This window comes from Nocardiopsis valliformis DSM 45023, from assembly GCF_000340985.1.
In the GTDB taxonomy this organism is placed as follows: domain Bacteria; phylum Actinomycetota; class Actinomycetes; order Streptosporangiales; family Streptosporangiaceae; genus Nocardiopsis; species Nocardiopsis exhalans.
The window spans coordinates 56,377-78,025 of record NZ_ANAZ01000015.1 but is presented as its reverse complement, the minus strand read 5'-3'; the positions used below and the strand labels follow the sequence as shown (position 1 = coordinate 78,025).

At 69.5% G+C, this 21,649-nt stretch carries 13 protein-coding genes; 5 read left to right on the top strand and 8 right to left on the bottom strand.

What is annotated here, in order from left to right:
- Window positions 1-76: 76 nt before the first annotated feature.
- On the top strand, window positions 77-1,306 hold the full coding sequence (locus tag D457_RS0116635; RefSeq protein WP_017581806.1) for a Bcr/CflA family efflux MFS transporter: 1,230 nt from the start codon (window positions 77-79) through the stop codon (window positions 1,304-1,306).
- 1,133 nt (window positions 1,307-2,439) lie between these two features.
- Here the strand turns inward: D457_RS0116635 and D457_RS0116630 are convergent.
- The 4 genes from D457_RS0116630 to D457_RS0116615 are packed head-to-tail and all read right to left on the bottom strand — an operon-like array spanning window position 2,440 to window position 7,616.
- Window positions 2,440-4,143, bottom strand: coding sequence for an ABC transporter ATP-binding protein (locus D457_RS0116630; RefSeq protein WP_017581805.1), 1,704 nt, complete (start codon window positions 4,141-4,143; stop codon window positions 2,440-2,442).
- A complete protein-coding gene (locus D457_RS0116625) occupies window positions 4,140-5,033 on the bottom strand; it encodes an ABC transporter permease (RefSeq protein WP_039831365.1) in 894 nt (297 codons plus the stop codon). The genes D457_RS0116630 and D457_RS0116625 overlap by 4 nt, the downstream gene beginning before the upstream one ends.
- Window positions 5,030-5,965 carry an ABC transporter permease gene (locus tag D457_RS0116620; protein WP_017581803.1) on the bottom strand — a complete coding sequence of 312 codons (936 nt, stop codon included), beginning with the start codon at window positions 5,963-5,965 and terminating at the stop codon, window positions 5,030-5,032. Before D457_RS0116620 ends, D457_RS0116625 begins: the two co-directional genes overlap by 4 nt.
- Before the next feature lie 46 nt (window positions 5,966-6,011).
- Window positions 6,012-7,616 carry an ABC transporter substrate-binding protein gene (locus tag D457_RS0116615; protein WP_017581802.1) on the bottom strand — a complete coding sequence of 535 codons (1,605 nt, stop codon included), beginning with the start codon at window positions 7,614-7,616 and terminating at the stop codon, window positions 6,012-6,014.
- A 727-nt stretch (window positions 7,617-8,343) separates the two neighbouring features.
- Here D457_RS0116615 and D457_RS0116610 point away from each other — a divergent pair.
- Window positions 8,344-8,877, top strand: coding sequence for an ATP-binding protein (locus D457_RS0116610; RefSeq protein WP_017581801.1), 534 nt, complete (start codon window positions 8,344-8,346; stop codon window positions 8,875-8,877).
- Window positions 8,878-9,030: 153 nt separating this feature from the next.
- On the opposite strand, the gene D457_RS0116605 is transcribed toward D457_RS0116610, so the two are convergent.
- The 4 genes from D457_RS0116605 to hisS form a co-directional block, all read right to left on the bottom strand.
- On the bottom strand, window positions 9,031-9,879 hold the full coding sequence (locus D457_RS0116605; protein ID WP_017581800.1) for an AMP-binding protein: 849 nt from the start codon (window positions 9,877-9,879) through the stop codon (window positions 9,031-9,033).
- Window positions 9,880-10,292: 413 nt separating this feature from the next.
- Window positions 10,293-12,890, bottom strand: a complete 2,598-nt coding sequence (locus D457_RS0116600; RefSeq protein ID WP_026116721.1) for a LuxR C-terminal-related transcriptional regulator — start codon at window positions 12,888-12,890, stop codon at window positions 10,293-10,295.
- Window positions 12,891-13,056: 166 nt separating this feature from the next.
- Window positions 13,057-15,507: an ATP-binding protein gene (locus tag D457_RS0116595; RefSeq protein WP_017581798.1), complete on the bottom strand. Its 2,451-nt coding sequence runs from the start codon at window positions 15,505-15,507 to the stop codon at window positions 13,057-13,059.
- A 258-nt stretch (window positions 15,508-15,765) separates the two neighbouring features.
- Complete coding sequence (gene hisS / locus D457_RS0116590) at window positions 15,766-17,094, bottom strand: histidine--tRNA ligase (protein WP_017581797.1); 1,329 nt, start codon at window positions 17,092-17,094, stop codon at window positions 15,766-15,768.
- 755 nt (window positions 17,095-17,849) lie between these two features.
- On the opposite strand from hisS, the gene D457_RS0116585 reads away from it, so the two are divergent.
- The 3 genes from D457_RS0116585 (at window position 17,850) to D457_RS0116575 (ending at window position 21,374) form a co-directional block, all read left to right on the top strand.
- Window positions 17,850-18,488, top strand: coding sequence for a GTP-binding protein (locus D457_RS0116585; RefSeq protein WP_017581796.1), 639 nt, complete (start codon window positions 17,850-17,852; stop codon window positions 18,486-18,488).
- Between the two features lie 129 nt (window positions 18,489-18,617).
- A complete protein-coding gene (secA2, locus tag D457_RS0116580; protein ID WP_017581795.1) occupies window positions 18,618-20,924 on the top strand; it encodes an accessory Sec system translocase SecA2 in 2,307 nt (768 codons plus the stop codon).
- 147 nt (window positions 20,925-21,071) lie between these two features.
- A complete protein-coding gene (locus D457_RS0116575; protein ID WP_017581794.1) occupies window positions 21,072-21,374 on the top strand; it encodes a DUF6406 domain-containing protein in 303 nt (100 codons plus the stop codon).
- The last annotated feature ends 275 nt before the right edge of the window (window positions 21,375-21,649 follow it).

The window sequence follows — 21,649 nt, the reverse complement described above, 5'->3', positions numbered from 1 at the left end:
AGCAGGAAACCGAGCGCACAACCCTGGGTAGCGTAATCGGGATCCTTCCTGACATCCCGCGCCTCAGAGAGACCCGATGCTCCGAAACCCGACCGGCCGCGCACGTCTGGGGTTGGCCCTCCTCCTCGCCATGCTGACGGTGCTGGGTCCGCTCAACATCGACATGTACCTCCCGGCCTTCCCGGAGATCTCCACTGACCTTGGCGCCAACGCCTCCCAGGTACAGCTGAGCCTCACAACCTGCCTGGTCGGTCTCGCGGTCGGTCAGGTCGTCATCGGCCCGATCAGCGACGCCCGCGGCCGCCGCGGGCCGCTCCTGCTCTGCATTGCCCTGTTCGTCCTGGCCTCGGCGCTGTGCGCCCTCGCCCCGAACACAGCCGTGCTGGTTCTGGGCCGTTTCCTCCAGGGCTTCACTGCCAGTGCCGGCGTGGTGCTCTCCCGCGCCGTGGTCCGCGACGTCTTCGACGGGGCCGCGCTCACCCGGTTCTTCGCCCTGATCATGGTGGTGGTCGCGGTCGCGCCCATGGTCGCCCCCGTCATCGGCGGGGGAGTCCTCCTCCTGCCCTCCGCGACCTGGCGGAGCATTTTCTGGACCCTGGCCCTGCTCGGCGCGGTGATCGTCCTCGTAGTGGCCCTGCGCCTGCCGGAGACCCTGCCCGCCGAACGGCGCATCCCCAGCACCCTCGGCGGCAGCCTCCGTACCTTGGGCGTTCTCCTGCGCGACCGCCGCTACCTGGGATACACCCTCATCGTTGGCCTCCTGCACGGTGGCAGCTTCGCCTACGTCGCCGGAACACCCTTCGTCTACCAGGACCTGTACGGGGTGTCCCCGCAGGTCTTCGGCTTCCTCTTCGGCGTGAACGGCATCGCGATCATCCTCGGCAGCGCCGCCGTAGGCCGTCTCAGCGAACGTTTCGGAGAGCGCTCCCTCCTCGCCCTGGCCGTGACTGCGGCGGTGGCCTCCACCGCGGTGGTGCTCACCACGGCCTTCCTCCAGGGCCCGCTGGTGCTCCTGGTCGTGCCAATCTTCGTCTACATGACCTGCATGGGCATGGTCCTCACGGGGTCCTTCGCCCTGGCCATGGAAGGTCAGGAGAACCGGGCCGGGAGCGCGAGCTCTCTGCTTGGGGCCTTCCCGATGATCATCGGCGCCGCGGTCGCCCCCATGGTCGGCCTGGACGAGTCCACGGCGATCCCGATGGGGCTATTGCTGTTCGGCAGCTCCGCCCTGGGCTTGCTGGTCATGATGACGATGACCCGGCCGCCCGCCAGAGCCACTGTCCCCGAATCCGACCCCCACCCCTGACCCGAGGTCCCCAGGCTGCGCCCACCTCGGCATGTCCAACAACAAACCCCAGCAGCGAGGCTCCTTGTCTCCCGAACTCGGCGGACAAGCGACACGTGTCCCGGTCGGTTGCCGCCAGGCTCCCTTCGTTGTGTGCGGTTCCTCGGGTTCCCCCGTTTCCCGCCGCTTGATGGTTGCCGTCTCCGCTGCGCGCGTCAAGGTCGTACGGCCTCGCTTCGCTCCGGGCGGTCCACCTTGACCCGCTTCGCTACGACGGCGGTGGGCGGCTATCGGGAAACGGGGGAGGAGTGGTCGGGGCGGCAGACGGGCCGGGCCCTGACGGGACCCAACGGCAACGACCAACCGCGCGGCCTTCGGCCGGAGCCTTCCCCACGCCGGAGCCCACCGCCTGGACGTGTCGCGGCCGGTCAAGGCCCGTGACGGAAAAGCGGCAGCGAGGGAAGCAGCCTCCCCAGCCCGGCGCGGATCGGGCCACGTGTCGCGGCCGGTCACTCGTGCCGACGCAATAGCGGCGGGGAGGATGGGGTTCAGCGCTGTGGTGTTGGCCCTGGGGAAGCCAGGGCGTCCGTAACCTGCGCCTGAGGCTGTCCGCTGCTTCCGAAACCCTCCCATCCCCGGTGATCTTGCTACCAGAAGCAAGTTCGGCGCTGAACTTGCTTCTGGTAGCAAGATCATCTTCGGGAAAGGGGCCGAAACCGTGCTCGGGGGCCTGGGGTGCTCCCTCCTTCGCTGCCACTTTCCGTTGCTGACCTTGACCGGCCGCGACACGTGGCCCGATCCGCGCCGGGCTGGGGAAGGCTCCGGCCGAAGGCCGAGGTAGTTGCCGTTGCTGTTGGGCCCGTTGGGCCCCTTTGGGGCCCGTCTGCCACCCCGGACCACACCTCCCCCGTTTCCCGATAGCCGCCCACCGCCGTCGCAGCGAAGCGGGTCAAGGTGGAGCGCCCCGATCCGGCGAAGCCGCGACGGCGACGACCTTGACGCGCGCAGCGCAGACGGCAACCATCAAGCGGCGGGAAACGGGGGAACCCCACCACGCCAGGCCAGGCCAGATCCCCACCGGGAAACTCGAAAAGTGAGGGGCCGGATGCGTATCCGGCCCCTCAGCCCTGCTCTTTCAACCCAACCCTTACGGGCTAGCCCTCGGCCAGCCGGTCCCGCAGCCGTTCATCGACGTCCAGGCCCAGCCGCTCCGGGGCGCCCGGGAAGGACAGCTCGAAGTCCGGGGTGTCGGCGATCAGCGCACGCGTGTACTCGTGCTGCGGCGACGACATCACCTCGCCCACTGGCCCGTACTCCACGATCTCGCCCTTGTTCAGGATCGCCACCCGGTCGGCGATGTTGGAGACCAGGGCGATGTTGTGCGTGACGAACAGCAGGGACATGCCCTGGTCCTGGAGGTTGCGCAGCAGCTTCACGATCTCCGCCTGCACCGAGACGTCCAGCGCCGACGTGATCTCGTCGCACACCAGCAGGTCCGGGCCGGTCGCCACAGCGCGTGCGATGCATACGCGCTGGCGCTCGCCACCGCTCAGCTGTTCGGGGAAGCGGTCGGCGTAGGACGCGGGCAGCGCGGCCCGCTCCAACGCCTCGGCCACCACATCGTCCGGGTCCGCCGGCCTGCCCACCAGGTGCCGGTACGGGCCCAGGATCTGGTCCCGCACCCGCTTGCGCGGGTTCAGGGCCTCGTACGGGTTCTGGAACACGTACTGCACCCGCCGCCGCTGCTCCGCCGTACGGCGGTAGCTGCTGGTGGCCATCGGAACCCCGTCGAAGAGGATCTCCCCAGTGAACTGGTGGTGCAGCCCCGCTACCGAACGCGACAGGGTCGTCTTGCCCGAACCCGACTCGCCCAGCAGCGCCACGCACTCGCCCCGGGAGACCGACACGTTGATCCCCGTCAGCACCTGGGTACGCCCGTACCCCGCGGCCAGGTCGGAGATCCGCAGCAGCGGCTCCTCCTCCTCGGGCTCAGCTTCCTCGTGCCCGGACGTCTTCAGCAGCGGCACCGCCATCAGCAGTTGCCGGGTGTAGGAGTGCTGAGGGTCGGACAGCACGTCCGCGGCCCGCCCGCGCTCCACGACCTCGCCCCGGTACATCACCGCGATGTCGTCGGCCAGGTCGGCGACCACGGCCATGTCGTGGCTGATGTACACCCCGGCGGTCCCGTAGTCGCGGGTCATCGACCGGATGGTCTCCAGCACGTGCGCCTGCGTGGTCACGTCCAGGCCGGTGGTCGGCTCGTCGAGCACGATCACGTCCGGGCGGCCCACGAACGCCATCGCGATCGCCACCCGCTGCTGCTGCCCGCCGGACAGCTGGTGCGGGTACCGGCGCAGGAAGGCGTCGTCGTCGGGCAGTGCCACCTCGCGCAGGACCTCGCGGACCCGCTCCATGACCTCGGCGCCCGAAAGCGACGCGTCGTGCAGGGCCTCGCTCAGCTGTACACCCAGCCGCAGGGCCGGGTTGAGCGCCGAGGCGGGCGACTGCGGGATGTAGGCCACCGCGCGGCCGCGCAGCTCGCGTACGCCCCGCTCGGTGAGGCCCGCCAGGTCCTGGCCGCCGACCACCAAGTGGCCGCCGACGATCTCCGTGCCGCGCTTGCAGTGCGCCAGCAGGGACAGCCCCAGGGTGGTCTTGCCCGAACCGGACTCGCCCACCAGGCCGAGGATCTCGCCCCGTCTGACGGTGATGGACACACCGCTGATGATCTCGACGTCCGAGGGACGCCCGATCACCGTGAGCCCGTCCACCACCAGCACGGTCTCGTCGTCGCCGGAGCCGTAGTACCCCTTGGAGCCGTGGTATTCCGCGCCCTCGTAGTTCTCGTTCCCGGTCACTTCTCGACCCCCCGGTCGATACCGATCGCCGCACGGGAGAGCCCGTCGGTGATGAGGTTGGCGCCGACGGTCAGCACCGCGATCGCCGTCACGGGCAGTGCCACCGCCCACGGCTGGATCGCCATGCCCTGGCGGTTCTCGTTGATCATCAGGCCCCAGTCCGCCGTCGGCGGCTGCAGGCCCATGCCGAGGAAGCCGAGCACGGCCACCACGCCGATGGAGTAGGTCAGGCGCAGACCCAGCTCCACCAACAGCGGGCTGGTCACGTTCGGCAGGATCTCCACCGTCATGATCCGCCAGCGCGGCAGCCCGATTGCCTCGGCCGCCTTCACGTAGTCCTGCTCGATCACCTTGCGGGTAGCCTCACGGATCACCCGGGCCACCCGTGGCATGTGCGAGACCGCGATGACCGCGACGATCAGCCACACCTTCGGGCCGATGATCGACATCACCAGCAGCGCCGCGATCAGCTGCGGGAAGGCCAGCAGCACGTCGTTGGTCCGCATGAGGACGTCGTCCACCCAGCCGCGGCGGTAACCGGCGATGATGCCGATCACCGTTCCGGTGGCCACACCGATACCGGCGGCGGAACCGGCCAGCAGGAGCAGTGTCCATCCGCCCCACAGGAAGCGGGTCAGCACGTCACGGCCGCGGTTGTCACCGCCGAACAGGGCCTCGTCCACACCCGTCTCGAACGGCTTGGCCACGAACTCGGTCGGGGTGTAGGGGGCTACGAACGGCCCCACCACGGCGATCAGGACGATGAAGCCGGTCAGGACCACACCGACCTTGGTCCGGCCGAACCGCCACGCGGTCCGGAACAGCCCCGGGCGGCGCCGCCCGGGCGTCGTGGGGGTCGTGCTCGTCACGCTTGTCGAAGGTCCACTCATCGGTTCGCGACCCTCACCTTCGGGTTGGCCGCCAGCCCGATCACGTCGGCGATCAGGTTGACCAGGATGTAGACGCCCGCGATGAGCAGGACCACGGCCTGGATCAGCGGCACGTCACGGTTGTCGATGGCGTCCATGAGGACCTTGCCGATACCGGGGAAGTTGAACAGGAACTCGATCGCCACCACGCCGCCGGCCAGCCAGGCCAGCTGGAGGGCGACGACCTGGGCGACCGGGCCGATCGCGTTGGGCGCGGCGTGACGCCACAGCACCGTGCGCTCGCTCATGCCCTTGAGCCGAGCCTGCTGCACGTACTCGCTCTCCAGGACCTCGATCATCGTCGCCCGCATCATCCGCACGATCGGCGGCGCGACCGCCAGGGCCAGCGTCAGCACGGGCAGCACCCACTGCTCGGGGCCGCCCGCACGGGCGTACACCGACGGGAACAGTCCCAGCCCGCCCGGGCCGAGCAACAGGATCAGCAGGATGCCGACCACGAACTCGGGGATGGACGCCAGGACCAGGGTGCCCATGGAGGACGTGTGGTCGAAGGCGCGGTCCCGGCGCAGGGCGCTGAACGCGCCGACGACCAGCGCGATCGGGGTCGCCACCAGGGCCGCCAGGCCCATCAGGGTCAGTGAGCTCTTCACGGGGCTCGCGAGGTACTCGGCGACGGGCATCCGGTTGGAGAACGAGGTGCCCAGGTCGCCCTGGAGGAGCCCTTGGAGCCACTGCATGTACTGCACGGCAACCGGTTCGTGCAGGTTCAGCTGGTTGCGCAGCGCTTCCAGCCGCTCCGGGGTGGCGTCCCGGCCCAGGATCAGCTGGGCCGCGTCGCCGGGCAGTGCCTGCGTGGCCGCGAAGACCACGAGGGACACCGCCCAGAGCGTCAGTGCGCCGAAGAAGAGGCGGACGACGATGAGTCGAGTCATGGTGTGCTTTCGGTAGCGGTATGGAGCTTCGGGGGCCTCGGGCCCTCTACTGCTCCAGCCACATGGTGTGGAAGGCGTAGGAACCGAGCGGGTGGCCCGAGACCGAGGGACGCAGGCCGTGCACCGCGACGGTGTGGGCGTCGAGCAGGTTCACGAAGCCCCACACGATGTAGCCGCCCTCCTCGAACTCGATCTCCTGGGCCTTGCGGATGAGCTCGTTGCGCTCGTCCAGGTCGCCGGTCTGACGCGCCTCCTCCAGGTACCCGAGCCACTCCTCGTGCTCGCCCCACATGGTCTCGTTGTAGGGGGCTCCCACGATCGAGCCCTGGGCGGTCTGGGTGATGTAGCCGCGGGCGCTCCAGAAGTCCTGGCCGAAGGGGTAGGGGAAGCCCTCCTCCGGGTTCCAGTAGTCACTGGAGTTGACCCGGCGCAGGTTGACGGTGACCCCGGCCTCGCGGGCCTGCTCCTGGAAGACCTCGGCGGCGGCGATCACTCCGGTGCTGATGTCGGCGGTGACCAGCTCGACCTCCAGGCCGTCCTCGTAGCCGGCCGCGGCCAGCAGGCGCTTGGCCTCGTCGATGTCCTGGTCGCGCTGCTCGAAGTCCTCGGGGTAGGACGGGTCCATCCGCGCGTACATGTCGTTGCCGATCTGGCCGTACCCGGCCAGCGCCTGGTCGATCATCTCCTGGCGGTCGACGATCAGGCGGAAGGCCTGGCGCACGCGGACGTCGTCGAACGGGGCCTCCTCGATGTTCATCGTGAACGGCAGCCACATGCCGGTCTCGGACTCGAGGATGTTCACGTTCGGGTCGGCCTCGATGATGGAGACCTGCGCGTGCGGAACCTGGCTGATCACCTGTACGTGGTTGCTGTTGAGGGCGTTCACGCGGGCGTCGTCGTCGGGGAAGTTGATGATCTCGAGCTTGTCCACGTAGGGCTGGCCCTCGATGTGGAAGCCGTCGTGGCGCTCGAAGATGCTGTACTCGCCGACCTCGAACTCGGAGTACTTGAAGGGGCCGGCGCCGATCGGGTTCGCCGGGTCGTAGCCCTCCGGAACGATGCAGTTGTAGTACTCGGCGAGAGCCTCGGGCAGGGTGACGAAGGGCTCTGCGGTACGGATGATCATGGTGCGCTCGTCGACGATCTCGCTCGCGTCCAGGTCGACGCCTTCGAGGTCGCCCGCGCCGCGCTGGGGGTCCTCGGGGTCGAGGATGCGCTCGAGGGAGTACATGACCGCGTCGGTGGTGACCGCGCTCTCGTCATGGAAGGTCAGGCCGTCCCTGAGGACCAGCGTCCACTCGGTGCCGTCCTCGTTGGGCTCGAACGACTCCGCCAGGTAGGGCTCGATGGTGCCGTCGTTGTCGAAGCGCATCAGCGCGGCGTAGAGGGCGTAGTTGCGCGCGATGTCGACGTTGTCGGTGGGGGCGTGCGCGTCCAGCGTGTCGCTGGCGCCGCCGCCCGCGACGCCGACCTTCAGGTGGCCGCCGCGCTGGGGTTCGCCGTCACCTCCGGTGCCGCCGGACTCGGAGTCACCGCCGCAGGCGGCCAGGACCGGGACGACGGCCGCACCGGCCGCGGAGGCCTTGAGCAGGCTGCGGCGGGAGGTGAGGTGCTTCAGGGCGGGAGTGGAGTCTTCGGGCAGTTTAGGCACGGGGACACCTCGTGTGGGGATGGGGACTGTGGAGAGGCCGAGACCGCCGTGACAGGCGATGGCTTGGGCGCCCTCGGAACGATGGTCGAGATCGGCCCCCAACGATCCTTGTTCGCACTACAGGAAGCGTCAAACGAGGTCGGGACAGGGGTGGGGATGTTCGGGAGGTTTCTTACGGCCTGTCCGAGATGGTGCTGGAGGGGATGCTGAAACCTACTGTGGCCTGGGGGTTTCAGGTGGGAGAGGCGGGTGCCGCACACGGTCGTGCATGTACGGCCCCAACGTCGTGGTAGGGGTGCTGGGCGCGCTTCCACCGCCCGCTGTTGTGTCCTCATCGTTGTCGCCGAGTAGCGAAAACGTGGCGTTTAGTCGCCGGTTTTCTGTCTTTGTCGGAGGTGCGATCACATAGGGTGACCATTCTCGGATATGTGCGGGGCGGGTCCCCGGGGCGAAATCGACAGCCGCAATCGTCGCCCCGGGTCACGTGTGCCCCAGGGGGAAGGCCGGTTCCGGTCAGGTATTGCCTGCGTGTTGCACCTCACATGGCCGGTCCTGGACTCCGGGCCGTTTCCTTTGTCCATATCGGGGAGGACACGGAACGGGGTTTTGTGACCAAACCCCGGCGAGGCGAACACGGGTGTGCTGTTCTGGACCCGGTACACCCTTGTCTAAGGTGAGTGCAGGCGGCGCGACCCGCGCGCCCGACGCGGGTGATTGGAGTGACCGGATGGCTGAGGCGAGGCAACTCCGGGACTATGTGCCCGCGGACGCCCCAGAGGCCGCTACGGCGACCGCACCGAGGATCGACGTCGGAGAGCTCACCGGTGGGGTCACCGACCACACGGTGTGGAGTTGTGCGGGGAACCTGACCGCGGTCCGGTCCATCCGGGCCCGGGTACGCGAGTTCCTCACCAGGACCGGGCACGGAGAGGAGGCCCTGGACGACGCGGAGCTGGCCGTCAGCGAACTGGCCACCAACGCCCTGCTGCACTCGCGCTCGGGACAGAGCGGCGGGGTGATGACCCTGTTCATCCGCTCCGACTCCCAGCGGCTCCGCGTGGCCGTCGCCGACCAGGGTGATCGCGACCCGGCCGATTCCGAAAGCGGGCACACCCGCGAGGACGGCGACGACTTCGGGCGCGGCAAGTTCATCGTCGACAGCTGCGCCACGCGCAGCGGTGAGTACTGGAGCGAGGCCACCCACGTGGCCTGGTTCGAGATCGACGACGCCGGTGAGTCCGTGGTCGCCGAACCCGCTTAGAACGCTTTCCGTGCCGCCATTCACTCCGGGCGACACTGTGACTCCGGGCGACACTGTGACTCCGGACGGCTCTGTAACTCCGCACGGCTCTGGCGCTCGCCGCCCGGAGCCGCTCCGGCGAAACCCCGCCGGCCGTTGAGGTGTTCCGGTTTCCTAAAGAGCCCCGCCGGCGTGGGGGAAGCCGATCCTGGTGGGGAGGGGGTCGCACGCGACCGTCACCCGCCGTCCCTCCGGGGGAGGGCAGTCGTCGCCCGCCACCACACACGCCCCGGTCCACAGTGCCAGCGCCACCAGCGCCAGCCGGGTCGCCTCGTCCCCGGCCTCGCCCACCGCCACCACGTCCTCGGCGGTCAGAGCCAGCTCCTCGCGCAGTTCGGTGAACCGGGCCAGCAGATCGTTGTGGGTGTGCAGGGTGGTGAGGATGTCGTCGCCCGCGGGCTCGTAGCCCAGGTGTCCGTTGTCGAACAGTCCGCGCGCGGGGCTGTACCCGTTGCCGTCCGGGCTGGGCAGCAGGAGTTCCTTGAAGGGCGTCGTGCCCAGTGCGGACCCGAACGTGATCACCTGCCGGACCCGGGACCGCTCGGCCAGCTCCAGGGCCCTTCCGGCCAGTTCCTCACTGACCATGAGCAGTCGGGCGTCGGTCTCGGCCAGGGCCCGGCACTGCGTGCGCAGGTTGGATTCAGGGGAGACGGTCAGCGCGCGTCCACCGACGGCCATCACCGTGTAGGAGGCCAGGAAGCGGTCGGGGGAGACCGGGGCGAGTACGCCCACGACGTCCCCGAGGCACATTCCGCGGCGGCTCAGCCCGGCCGCGGCCTGCTCGACCGTGGCGGCGAAGGTGAGCGCGTCGGTCCGGCCGGACCGCCCGCGGATCGTCCCGCCGCGTCCGGGCCTGAGTCTGAGACGTTCACACAGCCCGCCGGTGAGTGAGCCGATCGGGTCGTCCCGACGCGGCAGGTGACGGCCGGGTCGTCCGGTTCCAGAAGTCAGCCCTACCCCCATGCGTTCCCCCACTCGAACAGTGTGCCTGCGGGCCCGCTGCCCGGGCTCGTCACGCCCCCTCCACGTGGCGAGCCCGGAAGCGCCGTGCCGGGCGTTCGTCGCGAGGGACCTCCCCAGGTCTTCCCCCGCGCCGGCGCGGTTACCCACCGGCCCCGAGAGCGTCCACGGAGCCGACGGCCCGACGGTCCCCCGGTGTTCGGCCCGGGTCCCGACGGCCGGTTCTGGGAGCGCTCAGACCCGGTCCGTGCGGTGCCAGGAGCCTGATGTCCCATGGCTTGAAGCCTAGCGTGTTCACAGCCAAATGCACATGCATCTTGCTATGCAGATGCATATGTAGATTCGTGGGCGCCCGGGGACTACACAACCCGCGCGGTGCCGCTGGGGGCCACCCGCGCGGACGGGTCGGACGGGGTTCAGGCCGTCCGGTGCCGCTCGATCCACGCGGTGATCTGTGTGCGCGAGTGGAAACCCATCTTCCGGTTGATGTTGGCGACGTGTCTGGCCGCCGTCGACGACGTGATGAACAGGGCCCGGGCGATCTCCGGGTTGCTCTTGCCCGTGCTCACCAGCAGCGCGATCTCCAGCTCGCGCCGGGTCAGCAGCTGCCGGGGGCTGGTCGACTCGGGGGAGGGCACCGGGGCGGGGGCGGACGCGCCCTTGGCGGCAGAGCTGTCCTTACGCCCGCGCCGTGCACCGGATCGCGAACCCGCGCCAGAACCCGTACCGGATCGCGAACCCGCACCCGAGCCGGAACCCGATCGTGAACCTGCACGTGTACTCGAACCCGGGCGGCGGCCCTCCTCGGCCAGCCGCCATGCCTCCCGGACCACCTCCGACTGGCCCAGCAGGTACCCCTGCTCCCACCAGCTCACCAGGTGACGGCGGCGCCGCCGGACCCGCTCCACGTCCACGAACGGCCACGGGGCACCCTGCACGGGCAGCCCGACCCGGGCGCGCAGCGCCGTCGCCGCCCCGGCCAGGCGGCAGGCGGGTTCGCGCAGCCCGGAACCGAACGCCACCCGGGCCAGCGACACCAGACTGCGGGCCGCTTCGGCGCGCTGCCCGCTGGTGTGGCTGATCAGCAGCCCTTCGCTCAGGTAGTCGTAGGCCTGGCTCGTGGAACCCTGTGCGTGCGCGACCCGCCCGATCCCGGCCAGGCATCGCGCCTCCTCGGCCACCGCGCCGATCATCCGCTGGGTGTCCAGCGCCTCCCGGTAACAGCGGTCGGCGGTCATCAGGTCGCCGTTGACCTCCGCGGCGCGGGCCTGTCCCAGCAGGACCACGCCCACCCCCCAGCGGTGGTCGATCCCGCGGAGCAGAGTCAGCGCCGCGTTGTAGTGCTGGTCGGCGGTGGGGTAGTCGCCCTGCTGGGCCACCAAAGCGGCCCGGGTGCCCAGGGCAATGGCCTCGCCCCACAGGTCACCGGCCTCACGGCACAGCCGCAGGGCCTCCTCGACCCGCACCGAAGCCCGGTCCAGGTTGCGTTCGCGTACCTCCACCAGCGCCAGCAGGTTCAGGACGGTGCGCACGAACACGTCGTCCCCGGCCTCACGGCACAGCCGCAGCCCTTCCTCGCCGGCGCTCACGGCCAGATCGTGGCCCCGCCGTACCCGCGCCAGCTGCGCCCGACCCACCAGGGCTCGCGCCCGGGAAGGCGCCTTGGCGGTCTCCTCCAGGGCCAGCAGCCGATCCATCCAGTGGGCGCCCTCGGAGTAGCTGTTGTGGCTCACCCAGTGCGCCACCAGGCTCACGCACAGCCGCAGCCCCGGCTCGGCCGCACCGCGCTGGTGCGCCCAGCGCAGCAGAGACCTGAGCGTGTCGTACTCGGCGATGACCCGTTGGCGCCCGGCGTCCCGCTCCGACCACGGCATCGACCGGCTCGACTCCAGCCGCTGCCCCAGAGCCTCGGCCAGCCGCAGCATGCGCTCCAGCAACCGTTCCTGGAAGAGCTCGGCCTCACCCGCCTCGACCAGCAACCCGTGCGCGAACAGCCGCACCGCCTCGGGCAGCCGGTAGCGCACCCGCCCCTCGAACTCGCCGGTCACCGTGATCAGCGACCGGTCCAGCAACGAGGTGAGCAGGTCGAGGATGCCCGACTCGGGCAGGGACTCGTCCGCGCACACCTGCTCGGCCAGCTCCAGGTCCCAGCCGCGGAACACCGAAAGACGGCGCAGCAGCACCCGCTCGGGTTCGGGCAGGGCCCGGTAGACGAAGTCCAGCACCAGAGGCAGCACCTGGCTACGTGAGACGGCCTGCCCCGGCCCGGGCTGGAGCGCGGGGGAGGCCAGGTGCGCGCGCAGCCCTTCGGTGAGCGCGTCGATGCCCTCGCCCGGGGCCCGCGCGCCCAGCACCTCGATGCCCAGCGGAACGCCCCCGGCCAGATCGCACAGGGTCGCCACGGCCTCCAGCTCCGCACCCGAAGCGGTGAACCTCGGGTCCCGGGACCTGGCCCGATCCAGGAACAGCCGCACCGACTCCGCGTCGGCCGGGTCCGGCGGCGGGGCGTTGCGCGCGGCCACCGGCAGCGCCATCGGTGGCACCCGCCACACCGTCCCGCCGGTCAGCCGTACCGGCAGCTCACTGGTGAGCAGTACCGACACCGCCGAGCATTCCGTGAGCAGGGCCTCCCCGACCTCGGTCACCTCGTCCGCGATGTGCTCGCACGAATCCAGCACCAGCAGCAGCCGACGGTCCCGCAGCGCCTCGGTCACGGTCGCCGCCAGGGGCAGGCCCGGTTCCTCGATCACACCCACGGCCTGGGTGATGCGCGCGTGAATCTCCAGCGTGGTGCGTACGTCGGTCAGGTCCGCGATCCACACCCCATCGGGGAAGGAGGCCGTGGACTGTTCGGCCACGCGCAGGGCCAGTCGCGTTTTGCCGATCCCGTCGGAGCCGCAGAGGGTCACGGACCGGCTGGAGCCGAGCAAGCGGAGCAGATCGCTCAGATCTCGCTCCCGGCCCACGAAACTGGTGCCTGGCCGGGGGAGATTGTGCCGCGCTGGCGCGGTCAAAGGTGCCATGGCCTTCACAAATAGGGGCTGTCAGGGGTGGTCTTGTCCGGGGGAAGCTCGGGGGCGGCGGGGGCGGACGTCATCGGGCTAGGCGGAGGTGGTTGGGCTTTCTGGTTTAGCGGGTGCACGCGCACTGTGCAAGTGCTCAGGGGCGAACGTGAGTCGTTCAGCCGGGTTCTCGCGGTGAAGCCCAGCCGGTCAACTGCGTCCTGGACGAAATCGAGAGTTTTCTGAAGATGTTCGCGATATGGCGCGCCGCGGTGGCCTGGCTGATAGTGAGCCGTTGGGCGATCTCCCGGTTGGACAGGCCGCGTTCGGCCAGAGTGGCGATCTCACGCTCTCTCGGAGTGAGCGCGTCCGCGCCGGTCAGCCGGGGCGTGGGCGGGCGGGGGAAGGCCAGGGCCCGATCACGCACCTGCTCCAAGGGCAGCGAGCGCCAGGCGCTCCACGCCTCGGTGGCCCGCCCCGACCCCACCCTGCGCTCCACCACTGACCGCAACCGGACGGTCTCCGCCGATGGCCGGTCCAGCTCGGCCCGCAGGCTCGCCGCCACCCCCGCCAGCGCGGCCGCGCGCGTGGGCTCCTCCTCGGCCAGGGCCAGCTCGGCCAGGGCCTCCAGCGCTCGCGCCACCGCGATCCGACGGCCGGACGTGAAACTCACCCGCAGGCACTGCGCCAGCGGCTCCCGCGCGGACAGGGTGTCCCGTTCGGCCAGATGGAGGCGACCCAGGTCCGCTGCGCACTGCGCGGCCAGCGGAGCCGAGGGCAGCTCACCGAAGACCTCCAGCGCCTCGGCGAACAGCTCCTGCGCCCGCTCGTGGTCGCCGGCCTCGGCCGCGATGGACCCCAGACCGTGCAGACATCGCGCCTCACCCCAGCGGTCGCCCAGGTCCCGGGCGGCTCGCGCGTTCTCCTCCAGGTGGGTGACGGCCTCCTCGGTGGCGCCTCGGCGCCGGGCCAGCTCGGCCAGCACACCCCGGGTGGTGCCCTCGGTCATCGGGTCACCGGCCTGGGCCGCCCACGCCAGGGCCCGCTCGGCCTGGCGCTCGCCGTCTTCCAGGGCACCGGTGCGCAGGGACAGGGTGGCCGACGTCGCCAGCGCCGAGGCGGCAGCGGTGGACTCACGGCAGGCCCGCGCGGCCTCCAGGGCACAGGCGGCCAGGGCACCGACCCTGGCCGCGGCGTCCACGTCCAGGCGTAGCTCCGCGTGCAGGGCCAGCGCCCGGGACCGCAGCGGCGGCGACTGCTCGTCGGGTTCGTGTGCCAGGACCTGCTCCAGGAGCCGACTGCCCTCGGCGGACAGGTCCCGCACCAGCCAGTAGGTCCGCAGCGCCACACACACTCGCAGGGCTTCGTCCACCCGACCCCGGGACAGCGCCCACGCCACGATCCGGGCGTGGTTCTCCCGGTGGTGGTCGTACATCCGCAGCCGGCCCAGGCGTTCCTCCCAGGTCTGCGGGACGGCGGCGCTCTTGGCCTCCTCCTCCAGCCGGTTGACGGAGAAGCGCAGGTACCGTTCCCAGCGCTCGTCGCCGTCCGAACCCAGCTGCTCGGCGGCGTAGACGCGCACCGTTTCGGTCAGGCGGTAGTGGGCGGTGCCGTCGATCTCCGAATCCAGCACCACCAGCGACTTGTCCATCAGGGAGAAGTGCAGGGACAGGATGTCGGCGGGGTCCACCCCCTCGCCCGAGCACACGTCCTCGGCGGCCTCCAGGTACCAGGTGGAGAACACCGAAAGTCGGTGCAGCAGCAGCCGTTCGGCATCGGAGAGCAGGTCGTGGCTCCACTCCAGCACCGCGCGCAGGGTGCGCTGGCGGGCCGGGAGGTTGCCGGTGCCGTCACTGGTCAGGAGCTGGAAGCGGTCGTCCAGGCGGCGCAGGATCTGCTGGACCGACAGCACCCGCACCCGGGCGGCGGCCAGCTCAATGGCCAGCGGCATGCCGTCGAGCATCCGGCAGATCTCCGCCACGTACCCGGAGTTCTCCCGGGTCATCTCGAACCCGGAGCGAGCCGCATGCGCGCGCGTGAGGAACAGGCGCACGGACTCGTAGCGCTGGGCGTCCCGCCGCGGGATCGGCGCCGGAACCGCCGCGTAGGGATCGGTGGGGGTGGGGCGAGCGGGCAGGGACAGCGGGGGCACCCGCCAGATGGTCTCCCCGAGCACGTGCAGCGGCTGGCGGCTGGTCACCAGGATCCGCACCCGGGGGCAGTCGCGCAGCACGGCCTGGCAGAGCTGGGCCATCGGTCCCACGGCGTGCTCACAGGTGTCCAGGAGCAGCAGCATGTGCTGGGTGCGCAGCGCCGTGATGACACCGTCCATCAGGCTCTTGGCGTCGCCGGTGGCCGCCTGCAGACCGGCGGCGACCGTGCGCAGCGCCTGCTCGTGGTCGGAGGCCTCGCTCAGGTCGATGAACCGCGCACCGTCCGGGAATCGGCGCAGCACGCGCTCGGCCAGGTGCAGGGCGAGTCTGGTCTTGCCGATCCCGCCGGTACCGGTCAGCGTGAGCATCCGGGACTCACCCATGATGCGGCTTAGGTCGACGATGTCGCGTTCACGGCCGACGAACTGGATGAACTCGCCGGCGGACAGGGGCAGGTTGTGGCGGGGAGGTGACATGGCCTCGATTACTAGGACACCGAAATCGGCCCGCGACGTACGCGCGGTACGTCACGGAGTACAGCCTGTACCAGTCTGGCACCCGGACCCACGAACTGTCTCGGGAATGGCCGGTTCCGGCACGGGAGGTCGCAAACCACCCCGTGCCGGACCAGAACCTGCTAAGGTCCGCCTGCTGAGTGAGGGCGCCGACAGGGTGCGTCAGCGTTGAAAGCCGCTGTCCTTCTAGGCGCCGGAACTGCAGGCCGAAGAAAACAGCTACAGCACGGTGCCCTGCGGGGTCCAGACGGCCGGGTCGGCCGGGCCCTGCTCGCCCTTGCCCATGTCCTTGACCTCGTGCTCCCCGCCCTGCTCGAACGGCGGAAACCACACGAAGGGGATGCCCTTCTTGGACGCGTACTGGATCTGCTTGCCGACCTTGGCTGTGGAGTGGAACACCTCGGTGTTGAAGCCGCGTTCGCGCAGCAGCTCACCGGTGCGCAGCGCCTCGGCGCGCTGCTCGGCCCCCGGGACCACCACCATCACGTCGGTGGGGCAGACCCGACCGGTCTCGATCTTGCCCTCGGTCACCAGCTTGGCGAAGATGCGGGTCAGACCGATGGAGATGCCCACGCCCGGCAGCCGCTTGCGGATGAACTGACCGGCGAGGTTCTCGTACCGGCCGCCCGCGCAGATGCTGCCGTAGTCGGGGTCGTCGTCGAAGGAGGCCTCGTAGACGGTGCCCGTGTAGTAGTCCAGGCCGCGCGCGATGGACAGGTCCGCGACCACGCTGCCCTCGGGCAGGTCGGCGAGGTCGTTCAGCACGAAGGCCAGCTCGTCCAAGCCCTCCTCCAGCAGCTCGGAGGCCACCCCGAGCTCCCGGACGTGCTCCACCACGTCCACGCCGGTGCCTTTGATCCGGGCCAGCGCCAGGCAGGGGTCGATCTGCTCGGCGCGCAGGCCCTCGTCCTGGAGGATCTCGCGCACGCCGTCGTCACCGATCTTGTGGAGCTTGTCCACGGCGCGGATCACCGCGATCGGGTCCTTGATGCCCAGGCCCTCGTAGAAGCCCTGGAGCACCTTGCGGTTGTTGACGTTGAGCGTCCAGGCCGGGATGTCCAGCCCGCTGAGCACCCGGTGCACGATCCGGGGCAGCTCGGCATCGAAGTGCAGGGGCACCGAGTCCACGTTGATGACGTCGATGTCGCACTGGGTGAACTCGCGGAAGCGGCCCTCCTGCGGGCGTTCCCCGCGCCAGACGCGCTGCATCTGGTAGCGCTTGAACGGGAAAGTCAGCTCATTGAAGTGCTGGGCCACGTACCGGGCGAAGGGCACGGTCAGGTCGAAGTGCAGACCGAGCTTGGCATCGGAGTCGTCCTTGGCATCGGCCTGGAGGCGGTTCAGGGTGTAGACCTCCTGGGAGGTCTCGCCCTTGGCCATCAACACGTCCAGGTTCTCCACGGAGGGGGTCTCCACGGACGCGAAGCCGAAGGACTCGAACCCGGCGCGGATATGGTCCAGCCAACGCTGCTCCACGGCCCGGACCTGTGGGGTCCACTCGGGGAAACCGCTGATGGGAGTGGGGCGGACGACGCGCTGATCGGACATGTGGGGTTCTCGGCTCCCTTGGGAGTGTTCGGCTTGCTTGTGGGAAAACAACCCCTCGACCCGTCTCGCGCGCGCACGCGCACACGGCAATTCAGTGATCGACGCCGTTCGGGGAGGGTGCCTGTCCATCCTACGCACCCGGAGCAGGGATGCCCCCACAACAACCGCCACCGGCCCACGTGGACGGTTGTGGGCCGGTGGGGCTGCGGAGCGCCAGTCGGGGGAGTACGGCCGGTCCGACGTCGAAGAGCGAGACGTCGGTGGTGGTCGTGCGCCCCAAGGCGCCGCCGAGGGCCCCGAGGTGGCCGCGTCCTCGTGCCAGGAGTCCGTTGCGACCGCGCTTAGGCGGGTGCCCTGTACTCCACCGTAGATGGCGGGGGCGGTGCCGGACAGGGATTAGCGCGGCCGAAAGCGGCCGAAAATGGCCGCTCACAATGTCGTAAAGTCGACCTTCCGGGGTACAGGAGTGTGCTTGTCTGACTACGGTCCGTTCGCCAAGACGGACTCCCTGCCACGAGGCGGACATCCCACCTCGGGGCGTCTTCGGCTGCGCGTCGCCCGAAAAGTGCGGAGTGGTCGGAGATGTGACCTCGTGCCCCACTGTGCCGAAACCCCGGATTCCAGCGCCGTCCGGTGTTAGGTTCCTGGTGCGGTCGTTCCCGCGGAGGCTCGGACCCGGGAGCACCGCGTCCCTCCAGACCGGGTCATGCGAGCCAACTGTCCGTGCAGGCCCGGCACTCTCGCTAGGACAAACTGTGATCCACTCAGCTAACAGCACGAACAACGTCCACGCACCCACCGAACTGTCCACCAAGATCATCATCGCCGGGGGCTTCGGGGTCGGAAAGACCACGTTCGTCGGGGCTGTGTCGGAGATTCCCCCGGTCCGCACCGAGGCCGCGGTGACCGCGGCCAGCGCTGGTGTGGACGACCTCTCGCACACCCCGGACAAGACCAGCACCACGGTGGCCATGGACTTCGGCCGGATCTCCCTGGACACCGACCTCACCCTGTTCCTGTTCGGCACCCCCGGCCAGCAGCGCTTCTGGTTCATGTGGGACGACCTGGTACGCGGGGCTCTGGGCGCGGTGATCCTCGCGGACACCCGGCGCCTGGAGGACACCTTCCAGGCCCTGGACTACTTCGAGCGCCAGTACCGCCTCCCCTTCGTCGTCGCGGTCAACGAGTTCGACCCCGAGAACGCCTACAGCGCCGAGGAACTGCGCGACGCCCTTGACCTCACCCCGGACGTCCCCGTCGTCTACTGCGACGCGCGCGACCGCAAGTCCGTGGTCCGTGTCTTGGTCACCCTGGTCAAGCACGCGATGGCCGTGGAAGCACGCCAGCGCACCCACCGCACCCAGCCCACTCAGCGGACCCAGCTCGTCACCTGACCCGACCCCGCAGAACCGGCATGAACCCCTTCCCCCCAGGGGATTTCGTCCGATTAGTACGTACTAACGATCACCCGAGGGGAACCATTCGGTTGTGTCCGGCGTTACCCTGGCGTGGTGTTCGGACGAATGGCAGAAAGCGTCCGCCGCCTACTGGGCAAGCCCGGTGCGGTGGACCTGCGGCCCTATACCAAGCTCCTGCCGGCGATCGAGGCCGAAGAGGAGGGCCTGCGAGAACTCAGCGACGAGGAGCTGACGGAGAAGGCCATCGACCTCGGCTACGCCGAGCTCCCCTACTCCCACAGCGACCTCGTGAGTCTGTGCGCGGTCGGCCGAGAGGCCGCCCGGCGCACCCTCGACGAGCGCCCCTTCGACGTGCAGCTGCTCGGTGTGATGGCCCTGCTCGACGGCCACGTGGCCGAGATGGCCACCGGTGAGGGCAAGACCCTCGCCGGTACCCTCGCCGCCGCCGGGTTCGCCTTGCGCGGCAAGCGCGTGCACGTGCTCAGCGTTAACGACTACCTCGCCCGGCGCGACGCCGAGTGGATGCGTCCCCTCTACACGATGCTCGGGGTGACCGTCGGCTCCATTAGCGAGGAGGCCACCGTCGCCGAGCGCAAGGACGCCTACGACTGCGACGTCACCTACGCGGCCGTCAGCGAGCTCGGCTTCGACGTCCTGCGCGACCGCATGGTCACCGACATCGACGACCGGGTGGTCCCCGAACCCCACGTGGCCATCATCGACGAGGCGGACTCCGTTCTGGTCGACGAGGCCCGTGTGCCGCTGGTCCTGGCCGGTGCCGCCGAGGCTGTTCCCGCCGACGTCGAAATGGCCGACGTCGTGCGCGTGCTCAAGCCGCGCCTGCACTACGAGATCGACGGCGAGGGACGCAACGTCCAGCTCACCGACGCCGGGATCGACGCGGTCGAGAAGGCCCTGGACGGGGTCGACCTGTACTCCGAGGACGACACCTCGGTCCTGCCGCAGGTCAACCTCGCCCTGCACGCCCAGGTGCTGCTCCAGCGCGACGTCCACTATGTGGTGCGCGACGGCGAGGTGCGGCTCATTAACGAGTCGCGCGGGCGTATCGCCCTGCTCCAGCGCTGGCCGGACGGCCTCCAGGCCGCGGTCGAGGCCAAGGAGAAGGTGGCGGTCAGCGAGACCGGCGAGGTCCTGGACTCCATCACCGTCCAGTCCCTGGTCCTGCGCTACCCCACCCTCGCCGGCATGACCGGTACTGCGATGAGCGTCGCCGAGCAGTTGCGTGAGTTCTACGAGCTCGAGGTCGCGGTCGTCCCCTCCAACAAGCCGAACATCCGAGAGGACCACGGTACGCGCCTGTACGCCACGCGCGAGGAGAAGGAGGACGCCCTGGTCGAGAAGGTGGAGGAGGTCCACAAGAGCGGGCGCCCGATCCTCATCGGCACCCAGGACGTGGCCGAGTCCGAGCTCCTGGCCGACCGGCTGCGCGAGGCCGGGCTGGAGAGCGTGGTCCTCAACGCCAAGAACGACGCGGACGAGGCCTCCATCATCGCCGAGGCCGGCACCTACGGCGCGATCACCGTCTCCACCCAGATGGCCGGACGCGGTACGGACATCCGGCTGGGCGGCAGTGACATGGCCGACCGCGAACGCGTGGTCGAGACCGGCGGTCTGTACGTCATGGGCTTCGGCCGCTACCCCAGCAGCCGTCTGGACGGCCAGCTGCGCGGACGCGCCGGGCGTCAGGGCGACCCCGGCGACTCCATCTTCTTCGTCAGCATGGACGACGACCTGCTGGTGAACCACGCCCCCGAGACCACCGGCTACCAGACCACGGCCGAGGGCGAGATCACCGACGAGGGCTGGCTTGCCATGGTCGGTCACGCCCAGCGGGTCTCCGAGGGCCAGCTGCTGGAGGTGCACCGCAACACCTGGCGTTACAACAAGCTCATCGACGTGCAGCGCGAGGTGGTCCTGGAACACCGCGAGCTGGTGCTCACCGGCGGGCAGGGCGACCGGCACGTCAAGGCGGACCGTAAGGAGCGCCACGAGGAGCTGGTGGAGGAGCTGGAGGCCGAGGAGGTTGCCAAGGCCGCCAAGCTGATCACCCTCTACCACCTGGACCGCGGCTGGACCGACCACAACGCGTTCCTGTCGGAGCTGCGCGAGGGCATCCACCTGAGGTTCCTGGGCCGCCGCGACCCCCTCGACGAGTTCAACCGCGAGGCGGTCCCGGTCTTCAAGGGCTTCCTGGACGACGCGCGCTCCCGTGCGGCCGAGAGCTTTGAGGAGCTCGAAGTGGTCGACGGCGAGCTTGACGTGAGCTCGGTCGGGGTCAAACGTCCGTCGATGACCTGGACCTACATGGTGCACGACCACCCATTCAGCTCGGCCCTGGAGACGCTCGTAGGCCGGCTCAAGGGCGGCCGGGGCACGTCGAGCGGCGACTGATAATTCGCTGAACCGCGACTTGCGCGGGTCGGGACTAAAGTCCCGGCCCGCGCATTACTTTTGTCGGCTAGTCTGCTCAAAACGCTAATCTTACCCGCCGGTTCCCTGTCCAATTAGGTTGCGCGGGTTAATATGGATGCGTTTACAATGGAATTCGAGACGGTTGGGACTGAATCCACGGTGGTCCACGAGATCGGCGCGCAGGAGAAGATCAGTTACGGTCGCAACGACCGCTTCGCGGGCGGACCCGTTGGCGGAGGGAGCTTCTGGACCGACGACGACGGTCAGCCGGTGGCCAAGATCGGCGGTCCGAAAGACTGGCGCCCCACGCCCATGATCGATGTCCGGGTGGGTGATGTGTTCAGCGTCGGCGGCCAGGTGTGGCGGGTTACGGATATCGTTGACGCAGATTCGCCCGGTGCGTATCTGCTGGCTACCCGGATTAGCTGAACTCCCTCCCCGGTGTTGATCCCGGGGAGGATTTGTGTTGGGCCCTCGCTGGAATTGCAACCCCCTGCAACCTTTCCCCTGGTTGTGGCGGAGCGTTTCCTGTTTCGGTTTTCCGGCGAGGGCCTTCTTGTTTGCCCCTTTTTCTTGCTGGTTCTTTCCGGGCTGTTCTCGCCCGCCCGCCGTGACCTGCCCTAATGGGAGCTACGGTGCGGTGGCGCTGCGTCACCGCAGGCCAAAAGGGGTGACGCTGGTCTCGCTCAGGGTGAATCGAGACA